16 protein-coding genes and 2 pseudogenes are annotated in these 16,254 nt (G+C 37.8%); 16 read left to right on the top strand and 2 right to left on the bottom strand.

Going from position 1 to position 16,254, the window contains the following annotated elements; all coding sequences use genetic code 11:
- Positions 1-226: 226 nt before the first annotated feature.
- From ACFFIX_RS09730 to ACFFIX_RS09780, 11 genes and pseudogenes are all read left to right on the top strand, one after another.
- Complete coding sequence (locus ACFFIX_RS09730) at positions 227-943, top strand: (Fe-S)-binding protein (RefSeq protein ID WP_378933174.1); 717 nt, start codon at positions 227-229, stop codon at positions 941-943.
- 116 nt (positions 944-1,059) lie between these two features.
- The gene (locus tag ACFFIX_RS09735; RefSeq protein ID WP_378933178.1) at positions 1,060-2,490 is read left to right on the top strand and encodes a LutB/LldF family L-lactate oxidation iron-sulfur protein; all 1,431 of its coding nucleotides are present in this window, start codon (positions 1,060-1,062) and stop codon (positions 2,488-2,490) included.
- On the top strand, positions 2,487-3,197 hold the full coding sequence (locus ACFFIX_RS09740) for a LutC/YkgG family protein (RefSeq protein ID WP_378933181.1): 711 nt from the start codon (positions 2,487-2,489) through the stop codon (positions 3,195-3,197). The genes ACFFIX_RS09735 and ACFFIX_RS09740 overlap by 4 nt, the downstream gene beginning before the upstream one ends.
- A gap of 660 nt (positions 3,198-3,857) precedes the next feature.
- Entirely contained in the window at positions 3,858-4,907 is a 1,050-nt protein-coding gene (locus tag ACFFIX_RS09745) for an ABC transporter substrate-binding protein (protein ID WP_378933183.1), read from the top strand.
- A gap of 13 nt (positions 4,908-4,920) precedes the next feature.
- Entirely contained in the window at positions 4,921-5,694 is a 774-nt protein-coding gene (locus ACFFIX_RS09750; RefSeq protein ID WP_378933184.1) for an ABC transporter ATP-binding protein, read from the top strand.
- Between the two features lie 4 nt (positions 5,695-5,698).
- Positions 5,699-6,490: an ABC transporter permease gene (locus tag ACFFIX_RS09755; protein ID WP_378933187.1), complete on the top strand. Its 792-nt coding sequence runs from the start codon at positions 5,699-5,701 to the stop codon at positions 6,488-6,490.
- A 117-nt stretch (positions 6,491-6,607) separates the two neighbouring features.
- Positions 6,608-6,790, top strand: a pseudogene (locus ACFFIX_RS09760) (glycosyl hydrolase 53 family protein); the annotation flags it as partial.
- A gap of 628 nt (positions 6,791-7,418) precedes the next feature.
- On the top strand, positions 7,419-8,042 hold the full coding sequence (locus ACFFIX_RS09765) for a helix-turn-helix domain-containing protein (protein ID WP_378933190.1): 624 nt from the start codon (positions 7,419-7,421) through the stop codon (positions 8,040-8,042).
- A gap of 504 nt (positions 8,043-8,546) precedes the next feature.
- Positions 8,547-8,615: pseudogene (locus ACFFIX_RS09770) on the top strand (hypothetical protein); the annotation flags it as partial.
- A 119-nt stretch (positions 8,616-8,734) separates the two neighbouring features.
- A complete protein-coding gene (locus ACFFIX_RS09775) occupies positions 8,735-9,052 on the top strand; it encodes an HNH/ENDO VII family nuclease (protein WP_378933192.1) in 318 nt (105 codons plus the stop codon).
- Between the two features lie 311 nt (positions 9,053-9,363).
- Positions 9,364-9,855, top strand: a complete 492-nt coding sequence (locus tag ACFFIX_RS09780; protein ID WP_378933195.1) for an SRPBCC family protein — start codon at positions 9,364-9,366, stop codon at positions 9,853-9,855.
- 726 nt (positions 9,856-10,581) lie between these two features.
- Here the strand turns inward: ACFFIX_RS09780 and ACFFIX_RS09785 are convergent.
- Positions 10,582-10,881 (bottom strand): hypothetical protein, encoded by a 300-nt coding sequence (locus ACFFIX_RS09785; RefSeq protein ID WP_378933198.1) that lies wholly within the window; start codon positions 10,879-10,881, stop codon positions 10,582-10,584.
- A 390-nt stretch (positions 10,882-11,271) separates the two neighbouring features.
- On the opposite strand from ACFFIX_RS09785, the gene ACFFIX_RS09790 reads away from it, so the two are divergent.
- The 5 genes from ACFFIX_RS09790 (at position 11,272) to ACFFIX_RS09810 (ending at position 15,562) form a co-directional block, all read left to right on the top strand.
- The gene (locus ACFFIX_RS09790; RefSeq protein ID WP_378933200.1) at positions 11,272-12,324 is read left to right on the top strand and encodes an LLM class flavin-dependent oxidoreductase; all 1,053 of its coding nucleotides are present in this window, start codon (positions 11,272-11,274) and stop codon (positions 12,322-12,324) included.
- Positions 12,325-12,948: 624 nt separating this feature from the next.
- On the top strand, positions 12,949-13,104 hold the full coding sequence (locus ACFFIX_RS09795) for a ParA family protein (protein ID WP_512700167.1): 156 nt from the start codon (positions 12,949-12,951) through the stop codon (positions 13,102-13,104).
- On the top strand, positions 13,079-13,231 hold the full coding sequence (locus ACFFIX_RS09800) for a hypothetical protein (protein ID WP_378933589.1): 153 nt from the start codon (positions 13,079-13,081) through the stop codon (positions 13,229-13,231). Before ACFFIX_RS09795 ends, ACFFIX_RS09800 begins: the two co-directional genes overlap by 26 nt.
- Entirely contained in the window at positions 13,228-13,707 is a 480-nt protein-coding gene (locus tag ACFFIX_RS09805; RefSeq protein ID WP_378933203.1) for a hypothetical protein, read from the top strand. Before ACFFIX_RS09800 ends, ACFFIX_RS09805 begins: the two co-directional genes overlap by 4 nt.
- A 745-nt stretch (positions 13,708-14,452) precedes the next feature.
- The gene (locus ACFFIX_RS09810; RefSeq protein WP_378933205.1) at positions 14,453-15,562 is read left to right on the top strand and encodes a GerAB/ArcD/ProY family transporter; all 1,110 of its coding nucleotides are present in this window, start codon (positions 14,453-14,455) and stop codon (positions 15,560-15,562) included.
- Between the two features lie 321 nt (positions 15,563-15,883).
- Here ACFFIX_RS09810 and ACFFIX_RS09815 read toward each other — a convergent pair whose 3' ends face one another.
- Positions 15,884-16,078, bottom strand: a complete 195-nt coding sequence (locus tag ACFFIX_RS09815; protein ID WP_378933207.1) for an IDEAL domain-containing protein — start codon at positions 16,076-16,078, stop codon at positions 15,884-15,886.
- Between the last annotated feature and the right edge of the window lie 176 nt (positions 16,079-16,254).

The raw sequence follows: 16,254 nt of genomic DNA on the forward strand, positions 1-16,254 counted from the left end.
TTGGAGATTATTTTCCAAGTTTTTTTTATGTTTTCAGGGATTGTCCTTACTTAGAAGGCAGTATTGCTACACCTTAACGTTCCTGCGGTTTCCTAAGTTCTATGAACACTCGCTAAGATAAGTTTTTTAAAAAGGGTCTGTAAAATTGTAAGCGTTTGTAGTATGATGAAAAAAACAGTGTGCAGGTCATCTGATGACTGCACTTACTTATATGAGGTGAACAAAAATGAAGGTAACGCTTTTTATCACGTGTATTGTCGATATGTTTCAAGCAGATGTGGGCAAAGCGACCGTTGAGGTGCTAGAACGGCTTGGCTGTGACATTGAATTCCCGAGGGGTCAGGTGTGCTGTGGACAGCCGGCATACAATTCCGGTTATGTAGAGGATTCAAAAGATGCGATGAAAAAAATGATTGCGACGTTTGAAAACGCGGAAGTAGTTGTGACACCGTCCGGCTCATGTGCGACGATGTTTAAAGAATACCAGCATGTGTTTCATAACGACCCGATATGGCGTCCACGTGCGGAGAAGTTAGCGTCCAAAACCTATGAATTAACGGAATTTATTGTTGATGTTTTGAAAGTTGACAACGTTGGTGCTAAATTACCTGGCACGGCGACGTATCATCCATCCTGCCATATGACGCGTCTGCTCGGCGTAAAAGATGCACCGCTCACGCTCTTGAAGAATGTTGAAGGACTAAATATTGAACCTCTTCCAAACGCGCATAACTGCTGCGGATTTGGCGGTACATTCTCGGTGAAAATGGGTAGCATTTCCGAGCAGATGGTTGATGAAAAAGTAGATTCAGCATCTAGTACCGGCGCTGATTTTTTAATCGGATCAGATGGAGGATGCTTAATGAATATTGGTGGCCGTATTGAACGAAGAGGAAAACCAATTCATGTCATGCACATTGCGGAAGTATTAAATAGCAGGTGAGCCACGTTCCTAAGAGCTCGTAGCTCACTCCGTTCGAACTGGCTCTAAGAACCTGATAAGTTCAACTAACCATCAGAAGATCACTGATGGAAGTTTCAACTAAGGAGGCAAAGAATATGGCAATGAAAATCAGTGATGAAAAATTTAAAGACCTAGTAAAAGACAATTTGCAGGATACCTTTATGCGCGGCGCGGTAGCCGGTGCACAGGAACGGTTGCGCACGCGTCGTTTAGATGCAGCGGAAGAACTCGGTAACTGGGAAGAGTGGCGTTCGCATGGTGAAGAAATTCGCAAGCATGTGCTTGAACATCTTGATTATTATCTACACGAGTTAACCGAAAATGTAGAGAAACGCGGCGGACATGTGTTTTTTGCAAAAACAGCAGATGAAGCGAATGCATATGTGCGGGATGTTATCCATGCGAAAAACGGCAAAAAAGTCGTCAAATCGAAATCGATGGTCACAGAAGAAATCGGGTTGAATCAGGTGCTTGAACAAGAAGGCTGTGAAGTGATCGAAACAGACCTTGGTGAGTATATATTGCAACTTGATGAACACGATCCACCTTCACATATCGTTGCACCGGCCCTTCATAAAAATAAAGAGCAAATCCGTGCTGTATTCGCTGAAAAACTCGATTATAAATTATCATCGAAACCGGAAGAACTAGCGCTTCATGCCCGTGAAAAACTACGTCAAGAGTTTTTAACTGCTGACATTGGGATTACTGGCTGCAACTTTGCTATTTCAGAATCCGGTTCAGTCAGTCTTGTCACAAATGAAGGGAATGCCAGGCTTGTTTCCGCATTACCAAAAACACAAATTACAGTGATGGGCATGGAACGTGTCGTGCCAACGTTTGAGGAATTTGAAGTACTAGTGAGTTTGCTCACACGCAGTGCAGTCGGTCAAAAACTAACGAGTTACGTCACGGCTTTAACAGGACCTCGTCAAGAAGGAGATGCGGACGGACCAGAAGAATTTCATCTTGTCATCGTTGACAATGGTCGTTCAAAAATTTTAGGAACCGAATTTCAATCTGTCTTGCAGTGTATTCGCTGCGCAGCATGCATTAATGTCTGTCCTGTATACCGTCATATCGGTGGTCATTCTTACAATTCCATTTATCCAGGACCAATTGGTGCAGTATTGACACCGCTTTTGGGTGGATACGATGATTTTAAAGAGCTTCCTTATGCGTCCACATTATGCGGAGCTTGTACAGATGCATGTCCGGTGAAGATCCCGTTACATGAATTGCTCCATAAACATCGTCAGGTGATTGTGGAAAAAGAAGGACGTGCACCGATTTCTGAAAAATTGGCTATGAAAGCATTTGGTCTCGGTGCTGCATCGAATCCAATTTACGGTGCAGGATCAAAGATGGCATCAACGATGATGAAGCCATTTACGAAAAACGATCGTATTTCAAACGGACCTGGTCCACTCAAAGCATGGACCGAAATTCGTGAATTTCCAGCACCGAATAAACAAAGGTTCCGCGACTGGTTTAAAGATCACGAAAAAGGAGGGGACGACAAGTGATTCAAAATCGAGATTCCTTTTTAGAAAACGTTGCCTCACAGCTTGGCCGTAGTTTAAACACTACTGTTAAACCGGAACGGAACTGGGCATTTCGCCCACAAGACAAAACACTCGTAGATAAAAATCCGGACGAACTGATGTCCGTTTTGCGTGATCAATGCAAGTTAATTCATACGGAGTTGATCGAAACGACGAGTGCAAAGCTTTCATCGGTACTCGAATCTACAGTTCATTTATACGGTGGCGGCCCTATTTCACTTTGGCGCGACCCTCGTTTTGAGGAATATGGCCTTTCCGGACTCATTCAAGAGACGTGGCCTGCGCGTGATATCGAAGTGAATGAATGGAATTCTTCGCGCGGGAAAGAAAATGTTGTTGAAGCAGAACGTGCGAATGTTGGGATTACATTCAGTGATATGACACTCGCTGAATCGGGCACGGTCGTCCTTTTATCAAGCTCTGATAAAGGCAGGTCTGTTAGTTTGCTACCGCATAAATACATTGCATTAATTCCTAAAAGCACCATTGTGCCGCGCATGACGCAGGCTGCGCAGGAAATCTCGCGCCGTGTCCAGGCTGGCGAAACAATTCCGTCGTGTATCAACTTCATTACCGGTCCGAGTAACTCCGCTGACATCGAGATGAATCTTGTCGTTGGCGTGCATGGTCCGGTGAAGGCTGCTTATATAGTAATTGAAGATCGGTAAATGGAACTGCAGTCTATAGGCTGCGGTTTCTTATCGTTTACAGGAAATATTTTGATCTGCCAACTATGCTAATCGTTGACTTGAACAATCGATATTCCCGGATTCAATTTTATCTTTTTTAGCGAAGTGATTTGAGATCAGCGAACCTACAGATAGATTTATGATCATAGCTTGGAACCCAAGATGCAGCATTCCAATACACAGGGGAAAGATATGTACAAATGGCTACTAAAACAATAAGCAAAGGCAGTTTACTAGAAAAAATTCCACTTACGATTTTCATGTTTTAACGATTCCCTTCCCTAACTACTAACTTAATAGTAACAAAAAATTCAAAAAATAAGTAACGGAAAAATATCCATCAGCTTTATAAAAATGCTGTCAAAACATCGAGGGCCTTTTAAAAAAAGAATCATACCAAGTAAATAATATTATTCTTGATTCTTAATATTGAAGTTTAGTTATCTCCCTACAAATAAGTTTTAACACATTAAGTTCATTTCATGATTGCCATTATTTGATAAACTTCGGGTGTTGACAGGGCGTTGATACTTTTAATTAATGTTTTTGTCATTTATTAAAGGTTTTTACATAATTATGACGAATAGGAATATACTAAAGATTTTAACTATTATAGATAAATTTACGGAGGTAAGTACTGTGAAAAAAGCATTTATACTTTTTATAAGCACCTTATTGCTCGTGATCGTTGGTCTTGTCGGTTGTGGAAATCAAGAGGAGGGACAAGAGACTGAAACGAATTCTGAGAAAGAGTCTGAGCCAGTTTCTATTGAAATTGGAATGCTGAAATTGACTAGTTCAGCTCCGTTGTTTATAGGAATAGAGAAAGGTTTTTTCGAAGAGGAAGATATTGATGCTAAGGCAAAATGGTTTGAGGCGGCACAGCCGATTGCAGTTGCGACTGCAGGAGAAAGCATAGATGTTGGGGCAACTGGAATCACTGCCAGCTTGTACAATATGGTTGCTGGTGGACAAAAATTAGTAATCGTTGCGGATAAGGGGAGAGAACAAAAGGGTTACTCATCCTCTGCTATATTAGTCCCAAACGATTCACCAATAAAAAACATTGAAGAACTTAAAGGCAAAAAGGTCGGTATTACACAGACTGGTTCGACTTACCATTATATGGTTGGGAGAGTTGTCGAAAAATACGGTTTAGGATTAGAAGATATTGAAGTTGTTCCACTAAATAGTATAAAAGGTCTTATGGAATCTTTAAAGAGCAAGCAAGTTGACGCTGTTTTATTAAATGAACCTAACATAACTGCAGTTGTAAATGAAGGTTATGGTAAAGTCATCTCCCAAGTAGGGGAAGAAATAGATTACCAGACATCGGGAGTCTTTTTCTCACAATCATTTGCAGATAATAAAGATGCTGCTGTGCGGTTCCTCAAAGCTTATTCAAAAGCGACTCGTTATTACTATGACGCTGTTTTAACGAAAGAAGATGGAAAGATCGTACCGGGTGAGAATTATGACGAGGTAGTCGATATTATTGCCAAATACACAGACCAAGAACCAGAAGTAATAAAACAAGGCCTTCCATATATGGATCGTGATGGGAAGTTGCTTGATACTGATATTAAAACACAGGTGGATTGGTATGCTAAGGAAAAATTGATAGACAAAGCAATTGATGCGGAAGAAATCGTAAATACAGAATTGTTAGAAGAAGCTTTAAAGAAATAAGGGAAGTGACAGCATGAGAATTGTGATTGAGAATGTTGGAAAAACGTTTATCGATTCAAAAAAAAGAGAAGTGACTGCTTTAAAGAATATAGACTTTATCATTGAAGAGCAGGAATTCGTTTTGCTAGTAGGGCCAAGCGGATGCGGAAAATCAACTCTTCTAAACATTGTCGGTGGGTTGATGTCCTCAAGTGAAGGCACCGTCTATTTTGAAGGCACTCAAGGTAAGGAACCTAATTTAGGCATTGTATTTCAGGAAATAGCTCTGTTTCCTTGGCGAACTGTTTTCGAAAATGTCGTTTATGGACTTGAAGAAAAAGGAATTAGTAAAAAGGAACTGCAGGAAAAGGGACAAATCTACATTGATATGGTCGGTTTAACTGGTTTTGAGGATGCGTATCCTAAACAATTATCAGGAGGTATGAAGCAAAGAGCAGGTATTGCTAGGGCACTTTCAATCGAACCTGATTTGCTTCTAATGGACGAGCCATTTTCTGCTTTGGATGCACAAACTCGTACCCTCATGCAGGAGGAACTTTTGACAATTTGGAATCGAACACGATTAAGTACTCTTTATGTGACGCATAACATACAAGAGGCCGTTTATCTGGCTGATCGAGTGATTGTATTGTCAAGACATCCTGGTCAAATAAAAGATATTATCCGTATTGATATGCCAAAGGTCGGAAGAGATAAGGAACAATATCGCAATCAATCTGAGCAGTATGCGAATCAAATCTGGGAGCTCATTCGACATGATGCCGAAGAAGCATTGAAGGAGGGGTAAAAGGATGGCTGATTCAAGACAAACGATAACAAACCGTGTTTCATTCCTAGAACAAAAGATACCACAATATGCTTCTGTACTCGGTATATCAGGGTTGCTTGTGCTTTGGGAAATAGTCTGTAGATTGAATATCGTGCCACCGTTATTTTTGCCTGCTCCATCGGCTATTTTAGTCGCAGCATGGGAAATGATGATTAGTGGTGAATTGCACCAGAACCTTTTTGCCAGTCTTTATCGTGTCGGTTCAGGATATATCATTGGTGCTATTTTTGGCATAGTCATTGGATTAATTCTCGGTTTTTCTAGATGGGCAGATGCGATCATAACACCAATTGTTTATTCAATTTATCCAATTCCTAAAATTGCTCTTTTGCCATTAATTATATTGTGGTTAGGAATTGGTGAAATGCCGAAGATAGCGATTATTGCACTAGGTGTATTCTTTCCTGTTGTAATTAATACATATTCTGGTGTGAAGAATGTCGACCCGCTACTCATCAAGGCAGCAGTAACGTTTGGCTCAAATCATGTAAACGTGATTAGAAAGGTTATTTTACCAGGATCACTTCCAATGATTTTTGCAGGTTTGAAGCTTGCTGCAGGAATATCGTTACTCCTACTCGTATCAGCGGAAATGATCGCAGCCCAAAAGGGGATTGGAGCAATGGTGCTGCATTATGGAAATTTAATGATTACCACAAAACTTATGGTAGGTGTACTTCTTCTCTCGATACTCGGCCTACTTTTTAATAGGGGGCTCCAGTGGTTGGAGCGCAAACTATTACCTTGGAAATAGATTGAGTATTTTAAATGTACTAGAACCTGAATGGTTAAAAGTAAAACATAATAAAGGTATAAAACTCTATTCTAAGTAGAAAAAACAAAAAGCAACTAGGTTTAACCGTATACAGCTGAAGACGGGGATGGACATGGAAATACAGCACCAAAAGATTCTGGTCAAACGCTAAATTACCCGATTACAATCCAAGGTCAAGCGAATCCGGAAAGAGATGTGATCGAAGCGGTTGCTAACGTGGGTGAGGAGGGTATTGGAGAAGGATCCAATATTGTCCTGACGCAAGCAGACGAAATATAATTTGAACACGTTAAAAAAAGTGGGCGCTGGACACCCGGGTTTACTGAAAGAAGACATAGAAAAACCCGAATAGAGGGCACTATTTATTTTAGTGTCCATCATTCAGGTTACAGATGTTTATGGCAGAAGTAAATTAGATGAATCAAACGTTGATTATTTTTAGAGGAATAAAAAATATAATCCGAAAGGTAAAAGTAGTAATACCTGAACATCCAGATGTAAGTTTGCCACAACCTACATAGGGAATCAAAGGGCTAAAATGATTATAGTTGTGTTTTATTCATGTTACCCTCCGTCTACTTTCCAACATTTTTTATATAACTCATCTTAAAAATGTGTTATTTTTAACCAAAAGTTGAAGTTTTTCAAGTGGAGGATACTAAGAACTATCAGACTGACATATAATAAAAGCGACACTATTAGCGTCGCCATTATTTGATTAATTTATGTTCGTACCTGACTTTTTTCTTTTCTATTTGGAAAATCAATTCCTATATAGATAAGGTTAAGAACGCTTTCCAGTCCCGCCTACATCTCTGGTTACATCTTTTCTTTCATCTTTAGTCATTTTTAGCACCTCACTTTAACTTGTTAAACATAACTTGTCCACGTATAGGAGGCGATATACATGAAAATGGGTAAAAAAAATAATGCCGATAATCCTAAAGTTGTGTATGTGGGCTTCAGCGACAATTACACAGCCGAAACAGAAGATACACCAGAAAATGAGGAATATGTATATGTTAAAGTAGGTTTCAAAAAAGAAAATTTTGAAAAGATAAAGTCCTATACTACATATGCCAATGTGGAAGCTAAAATGGATAAAATTAATGTTGAATATGCCCCGGAAGACTTCATAAAAGGGGCAACCATGTATTTTATTGATTCCATGCTAGATAACATTGATGCTCATAAACCTAAAGAAATAACTAGGAAATTGTATGAATCTCTTCCTGAGTTCCTTCCCATTTTAAATGAAGCAGCCAAACAATTAGGAAATACTCCAAAGGAAAGTGTTGAACCACTTATTAATTATCATGAAGGCTTGATTAAAAATAACTTTAAGAAAATAATGAAAGAACAAAGAATTACTCAAAAAGAGCTTTCAGAAATGACAGGTATCGATAAAAGTAATTTATCCATTTATATGAATAACAAATCACAACCATCTATTGAGTTCTTTCTGAGAATTTGGCATGCCCTTGATTATCCATCGCTTAACGAAATATTATATAGAGAAAAAACCTCGTGATGCTCAAAGCATCTCTTTTTTTTGCATGAAAGTTAAAAATTTTCAACTTTTATTGAAAATTTCCAAAAAAAGGTCATAAAACATGCACCAAACTCAATATCCTATATCATAACTACCTTAGGGAGTGGTTTTGAATGGCAGGAGGAATACGATTTATTATGATTACGGTAGGGATGAAAGGACTACCATTCTGCTATGACAAACGACAATTGAATAGCAGAGTAGGCGGCTTTAGCCTCTCTTAAGGGAGGTGCAACTGATGGACATGAATACGGCCATGTTTATGATAGCATTAGTGACTTTAATCGTCTTATTAATTGATAATAGAAAAAAGTAATCCACCCAGCTGTTTATCGACACGGGTGGATTACTCTCAAGTAAAAACCTTATTAAGGTCAATTGCTTACTTAGTGACTGCCAATGTTTTGATAACCGTGATGGGTGCAACCATTACGGTTATTTTTATAGTATGCGTGTTTCTGAAGTTAAAAACTAAAAAAATCTGTAGGTCAACATGTATTCAAAAAAACAAGGAGAAAACCAATGATTCTTCCGATTATTATTGAAATTTAATAGAAGGAAGGGTGTTCGAGCTTCTTACAATTGATCACAGCTTATAGTTGTGATCTTTTTTATTTATAGGCTAGTTTTAAGAAAGTATTATGCGAATCTTAAATAGTATTGGTGGAAATGTGTTATTTTTTGGTAAAAGTGGTACCTCTAAAATTTACAAAAACTATGAGTCTGTAGATTATATAGGGGAAACGAAAGTAAGCGATGAAATTAGAAATATAATTAGAAGGGTATACCAACGATTAGATATAGACCTTAACAGAATTGATTCCAAAACAGGAAAGACAAATCTTGAACTCATGAAAAAAGGAAGATCACCAATTTGGAAGGATGGTACTACAATTGAACTGCACCACTTAATTCAAAGAGAGCCAGGTTCAATGATAGTAATTCCTGCAAGTATGCACGATGAATATACCAAGATCCTACACGCTTAGTAGAGAATGGGAACAGTTTTAGGAATGATCCGGTCCTAAGGAAACAATATTAGCTCATGATGATAAACACCCGTATACTTGACCGACATTCAAGCTCGTGTGATGAGTGTGAAAGTAGGTGGTAGCCGAACGGGGTATCCTGCAAATACGGGTGGTGACAGGCAATTTTTTTTATTCGGTTTACTGGCTGATTTTTGACAACCATTGTTGTAGAGCTGAAATTAGTTAAAAGTGGTTACGCGAAGTATACTAATAGTACCTTACATCCTAGAAGATTAATGCTCTACAACCATAATTGAGGAGGAAAATAAATGCTAGCTTCAATAGAAAAAGTTGAAAACGGATATATCGCTCGATTTGAACGTCATCTAAAGCATTCTGTTGAAACGGTATGGTCTTGGTTGACTGAAAACGAGAAACTTGCCCAGTGGTTTTCAGAACTCCGAGTTGATGAACTCAGCAAAGGAGGGTTTTATAAGTTTGACATGCAGGATGGAAGCTTCGAGGAGCTTGAAATTATTGAATTCAAAATGTATGACATATTGGAATTTATGTGGTCGGGAGAAGACAGTGTTCGTTTCGAGTTGTATCAAGAATCGGGAGGCTGTAAATTAGTCTTGAAAGAAAAGATAGAAGTCATTACAGATCATACCCCAAAGGATCTTGCCGGCTGGCATGTATGTCTAGATGTCATCAACGCACTAATGGATGGTAAAACGATTGATTTTCGAGAAGACGATTGGAAAGAATGGAACGAGAAATATATTCTGGCTGTAAAAAAAGCCACTGAAAATAACAAATAAGTGCATTAGTCCCTGTGACTTGATCTCCTTTTATTCTAATTTAGATAAGAATAAAAGGAGATCAGAAGTCTATGCAACATCTGATCAGGCAACTACTTGACGCTAAGTGAGCGGCTGACAATTTAATAAGTATTTACAAAGAAAAGAAGTAACTACCCGCTATCCTTTGGTCGAGGGCGGGCGAGTTACTTCCTTTTGTTTAAGAAGCTTAGTGTTGGGGAGTTTTACTAATAATTGATTTCACTCGGTTCGTACCTACTTCTTGATAAACAAGTATAAACTCTATATAATTTAGATAAGAATAAAAAGAGATCAGGTGCGCTAACACCTGATCACCGCAATTACATGCCGCAAAATGAGCGGCTAGCCCAAGCAAGGTAGATAAGTATCACAAAAAGAAGTTTCTACCCATATACCTTGGTCAGGAGGATGGGCTGGTTACTTCTTTTTGTTTTGACTAAACATAATGAAAATTGTTATAACACCTATCAAAACTAAGTTTGAATATAGTGCAACAGATATCGCTTCATATGTTGTCATCTTTTGCCACCTCCCTTTAAGGGAAGTGGCTAACCGCCCACCTGCTTATGTAGTTGCTACCATTATTTTATCATTATTTTTTACAAACTACTAGATAAAAAGGAACACGCGTTCGCATACTGCAAACAAAGAAGGAAAAAGCTAAGCGGAAATCACAAAAATTACAATCGTATAAAGTGATCTTGGTTATCTATACAGCGAATTAACCCGTATACCGACACCCTGGAAACCCACTGCAGCCATTAAAATCACCATTTTTCCCTTTCTACTAACCAACCGATTCCCACAACGAGGACATTCTCCATTGCTCACCTTTTGTTTTTGCAGAAGAATTTTGCTTTGAACTTCTGTCTTATGATTCTTCTCTTTGATCTTTTTTACTTTTTTATCTTCAATATGTAAGGATGATATCTTCGTTTTAATGTCATGAAGTTCTGTTGGTGAAACAAAATTGGTAAGGGGTTTATGATGAATTGTATGAACCAAATTGCTTCGTTTTATCACTTTTGCGTTTATGAAAGACTTCTTAAATTTTAAAGTGTCTTGATTACTGAATACCACAACAGAATGGAGGACTTGCCATTCACCGAATTTACCTTTTAATGTGGGGTAGTTTTGCTTTTTGAGCCAGGTTAAGCAAGTAAGATTAGTATGAGTAGAATGATAGATGGCATCTGGTTACCTCACTTCATATATTTAGTGCTTTATCCGTGCTTAATTGCAACAAAAATAGTATCATATACCTAGTATTTTCCTGTTGTATCATAAATTAGATTGAATCGAAAAGTAGTCACTATTCATGTAATAATTATTAGTCAATAAATTAATTTTGTTATAATCTGAACTACATAAAAGCAAAAGTAGGAGGAACTTTTAATGGAGATAGGTGTAAGCACGTTTGTAGAAACAACACCGGATGTTCAAACAGGTGAAGTGATAAGTCATGCCGTGCGGTTACGTGAAGTTGTCGAGGAAATTGTACTTGCCGATCAGGTAGGGCTGGATGTTTTTGGTGTGGGCGAACATCATCGGGAAGATTTTGCCGCGTCTAATCCTGTCGTTGTGTTGGCTGCTGCTGCATCTCAGACGAAACGAATCCGTCTGACAAGTGCGGTAACGGTGCTTTCTTCTGCCGATCCAGTGCGTGTTTTTCAGGATTTTGCTACGCTTGATGGGATTTCGAACGGTCGAGCAGAGATCATGGCTGGCCGTGGTTCTTTTATCGAATCATTCCCATTGTTTGGGTATGATTTGAATGACTACAATGAATTGTTTGAAGAAAAATTGGAGTTGTTATTAAAAATACGAGAGTCTGAGAAAGTAACTTGGAAAGGCGGCCATCGACCGGCCATACACAATTTAGGTGTCTATCCTCGACCTGTTCAGAATCCTTTACCCGTATGGATTGGTAGTGGTGGAAATTCCGAATCCGTCGTCCGCGCAGGTATTCTTGGACTGCCACTGGTATTAGCGATTATTGGTGGAAGTCCACTTCAGTTTGAACCGCTCGTCCAACTGTATAAGAAGGCAGCCGCACATGCAGGGCATGATGTATCTAAGTTACCAGTTGCATCCCATTCGCACGGCTTCATTGCAGAAGAAACTCAAGTAGCTGCCGACAAATTTTTCCCATCGACTCAAGCAGTCATGAACAAATTAGGACGAGAGCGTGGATGGGGAGCCTATACCAGATCAAGCTTTGATGCAGCGCGTAGATTTGAAGGAGCATTGTACGTAGGCGATTCGAATACGGTAGCTGAAAAAATTATTCACCTTCGAAAGAACGTTGGCATCACTCGCTTTATGCTGCATGTCCCAGTTGGCACGATGCCTCATGAAGATGTGATGAAAGCGATTGAGTTGCTAGGAAAAGAGGTAGCGCCAAAGGTTCGAAAGGAAGTTGCGAGATGGGAAGCTGAGGGGAAGTAGGAAGTTGTTCTAGTGTCTGGTATCACCACTCGGGATTTGTCAAATATTAATCGATATACTTAGGGCTCTACAGCGATTTTTATGTTGCGAGTCCTTGATAAAAGGTATACTTTACTTATTATAAAGATAAGAATAAAAAAGATCAGGTGGTGTGAACACCCGATTAGGAAAATACATGCCGCAAAGTGAGCGGTTAACCAAAGTAATAAGTATTCACAATAGAGAAGTAACTACCCAATTACCTTGGAGAGGTTGGGGCGGTTACTTCTTTTTGTGTTGAGTGTTGATGAAGAATCATAATGACAATACTTAAAACACCAATCAAAATAAAGTTTGAAGTAGTGTAATAGATATCGCTTCAAATCTCGGCATCTTTCCCATCTCCCTTCAATGGAAGTGGCTAACCACCAACCTGCTTATGTAATTGCTACCATTATTTTATCACTATTTTTAACATACTCCTAGATGAAAAGAAACATACGTTCTATTCTAGAGTAAACAATGCACATAATCCCCTTAGTGGTCAGTGACAGGCACTTTTTTATAACGTCCCCCTCACATGAATATAAACAAGTTCCCCCTATTATATATATAAGAGTAAGTAAACAACAGAGGTGGTCATCGATGGGGCGAGCACGGAAAATATTTGTCGGAAATTATAAAGGTGGGGTGGGAAAGACAACAAGTGTATACTATTTGGCCCATTACTTAGCTGAACATTATAAGATTTTGTTGATTGATTTAGATCCGCAATGTGAAATTATACAATACAGTTATTAAAGATCTAAACAACATATCTGAAGCAATGTCCAATGGCCAAGTAAGCATGGAACAAAGAAAATACGAGGAATTAGCAACAGAAATAATGTACGATCTAAACCCAAATGTAATCGGGGTGACGAATTGAACAAAGCACAAGTAATAAAAACATTAACAAAATGTAAAAGAATACTAGAGGCTGTAGATAAAAAGCATATGGAGAAAGACATTCTAGTATTAGAAGAAGTGATGTTAGCGATAAAAGGGGATTTTCTAAGTGGTAAAGAAGTTCCTATAAAAAATAATAGTAAGATTGAATTCTCCGGAGAAGAGTACCTAAAAGATATACAAAACAAAGTCTTACCGGTAGAAATAATAAAAAAATATAAATTTAAATTACCTACAAAAATGTTAAAGAGTAACGAAGAACTCATTTCCAGCTGGAAAGACCTTACCAAGACAGAGAAAAACAAATTTACACTTAAAGATTTAAGGGCCATTTATATCTACTTAAATAATAGTGCTACTTATAAAACATCATGGACAAAGAAAGCAATAATGGAAGAGATTGATAGTTCTGTAGCATCCCTATTGCGAAGTGAAAGGCTATCGAAGGTTAATTGATTTAATAAAACAAGCTTGGTATACCTAGAAGGTGTGTCTAGCTTGTTTTATTTTCGTTTAGGAAATTATAAAATTTTCAAACTGTGGATAACATTTCTGCATCCAGCTCCGACGCACAGGACGTGCTAGTGCAGTCAATGCGACAGGACGTCGCGTCTTTGACTGCCAGCGCCTAGCCCCTCGAGGTCATAAGTCAATTCTAAATTGAAGGCAAAGAACGCCTTCAATTTAGAATCGTCTTATGCTTGTCGGGGCTGACCAAGGCGCTTGCGCTTTTGTTCATTCTAAGATATTAGTGGGTGTCCACAGGCATATTTTAGAGGGACAAGCAGTAAAATTTAAATTACTTATTTGTGATCTTTACCGTTCCATAAATAAAACTTTGCCTGATCTGTTCTTCAACAATGGGTGGCATTACTTCAACAAGTGATGCTTTTATTATTACATTTGGAAGATGATAAAGGGTACTTTTTTATGCAGTTGTGAGGCTTCTCCAGGAGATTTATCAACGAGGTATAAAAACTTGTATAAACGATAAAAAAACAAAAAAAGCGAAACCCTTCTATATCAAGGGATTCGCTTTTTCATACTTCCTAAAGTAAGCGTTATGTGAACTAGATTTTTATAACGTATTCATGTGATAAGTTGAGTTCTTGAAACTAGCATAACGAGATCGAACTTGGTAATAATAAACAAAAATAAGATTTGGAATAATCGAAAGCTTTTTCATTCTAGGGAGACGATTATGAAACAGGAAAAAATAAGTGCACTCCAACTTTTTTATGTGATCATTGGTTTTGAGATTGGTAATGCGATGATTTATGGGTTAGGAGCAGATGCAAAACAGGATGCTTGGCTAACAATTTTAATAGGCATGTTTTGTGGCTTGATATTAATGTTAATCTATACCAAATTATCTGAGTTTTACCCAGGTGACACATTAATCCAAATGATCCCAAAAATCGTCGGGAAGTATCTTGCATTTCCAATAATTTTAATATATATATCCTACTTTTCTTTACTCGCTTCAACTGCTTGTCGAGATTTCGGGGAATTGATTGTCTCATCAATCTTAATTGAAACCCCTATAGCTGTTGTAATCGGGAGCTTTATGGTGCTCATGATTTATTGTCTTCGGGGTGGAGTTGAGACTTTTGGGCGAATGGGGGAAATTATCTTTCCAGTTTATATAATTGCACTTATTGTCATTTGGATTCTTTTATTAAGTGTTGAAGTTTTCAGTCTTGATAATCTTACTCCTGTATTAGGTAATGGTGTAAAGCCGGTATTAAAAGACGTTTTTCCGTATCGTCTTACTTTCCCTTTTGGAGAAACAATTATTATTACAATGTTTTTCCCATTTCTAAACAAAAAACAGAATGCTAGAAAGGTGGGCATCGCTGTAATTTTGATTGGGGGTATTTTGTTAACCTTTAATTCAATCATGAACCTATCTGTTTTAGGTCCTGAAATTTACAGTATTAATTTTTTCCCACTTTTTAGAGTTACACGGATGGTTTCTATTGCAGATTTTCTTGAACGTTTTGATGTATTGATTATTTTATTAATGGTAGCAGGGGTGTTCTTTAAAGTTGGTGGTTGGACGTTTGGTGCAGCTCTGGGTATTGCGGAATTATTTAAATTAAGACAGTATCGCTCTGTTTTGCTCGCATTGGGAACCATTATTCCTTCCCTATCGCTTCTGTACACAACCAATTTTGTTACTCATGTAGGTTTTTCGAGGGAGTTTATTACAATCTATTTACATATCCCATTACAAATTATCGTGCCGATTTTATTGTTATGTGTCGCATTTATTCGTAACAAGTTTAAACCTGAAAGTTCTTCTGTTTGAAGCTCAAACTACCCGGAACGCAATAGAAATTCAAGATTCGGAATCATTTAAAGGAGTTACTATATTCACTTTTATACTGCTTATAAGTGGATTATGTAAACTAAAAAGCATAGACTATACAGTACTTTTTTGTAAGGGATTTATTGTAAAAAAGGATAGAAGAAACACAAAAAAAATCATCTGCTTTTAGCCAGAGATGCCTTTTCGACAAATGGGGAACATACAAGCAAGGAAGCCCAGATCTAAAAGGATTAGATTGGGCTTCCTTGCTTCTTATAACTTCGATTATATTTAACTTTATTTCCCATTTACATACAACAATTAAGAAATGTTCTTTAATTCCTCGATTAATCGAAGGAATTCTCTTTTGTTTCTGTCTAGTAAGGACTGGTCGATTTTCTTTTGTATTTTCTTTTTTTGGAAATCACGGAGGGCTTTGTCGAACACCATTTCAGCAAATAGAGAATCCATGATATTTACCTCAGGTTGTGGTGAATTAAACAAATTCTTTTCCATAAGAAATCAACTCCTTGACCTTTTTTCTATTATACTAACCATTTTCGGACTATTCAAACACTTTAAATTGGTAATTTGAGAGAGTAATAAAATAAAACATACTTTTTCTATATATTTTGTACGAATCAATTCATAAGAAATTGATGTTTTTCTCGTTCATAAAAGTCCAAAAATCA

The sequence above is a fragment of the Metabacillus herbersteinensis genome (genome assembly GCF_042433335.1).
Taxonomy (GTDB): domain Bacteria; phylum Bacillota; class Bacilli; order Bacillales; family Bacillaceae; genus Metabacillus; species Metabacillus herbersteinensis.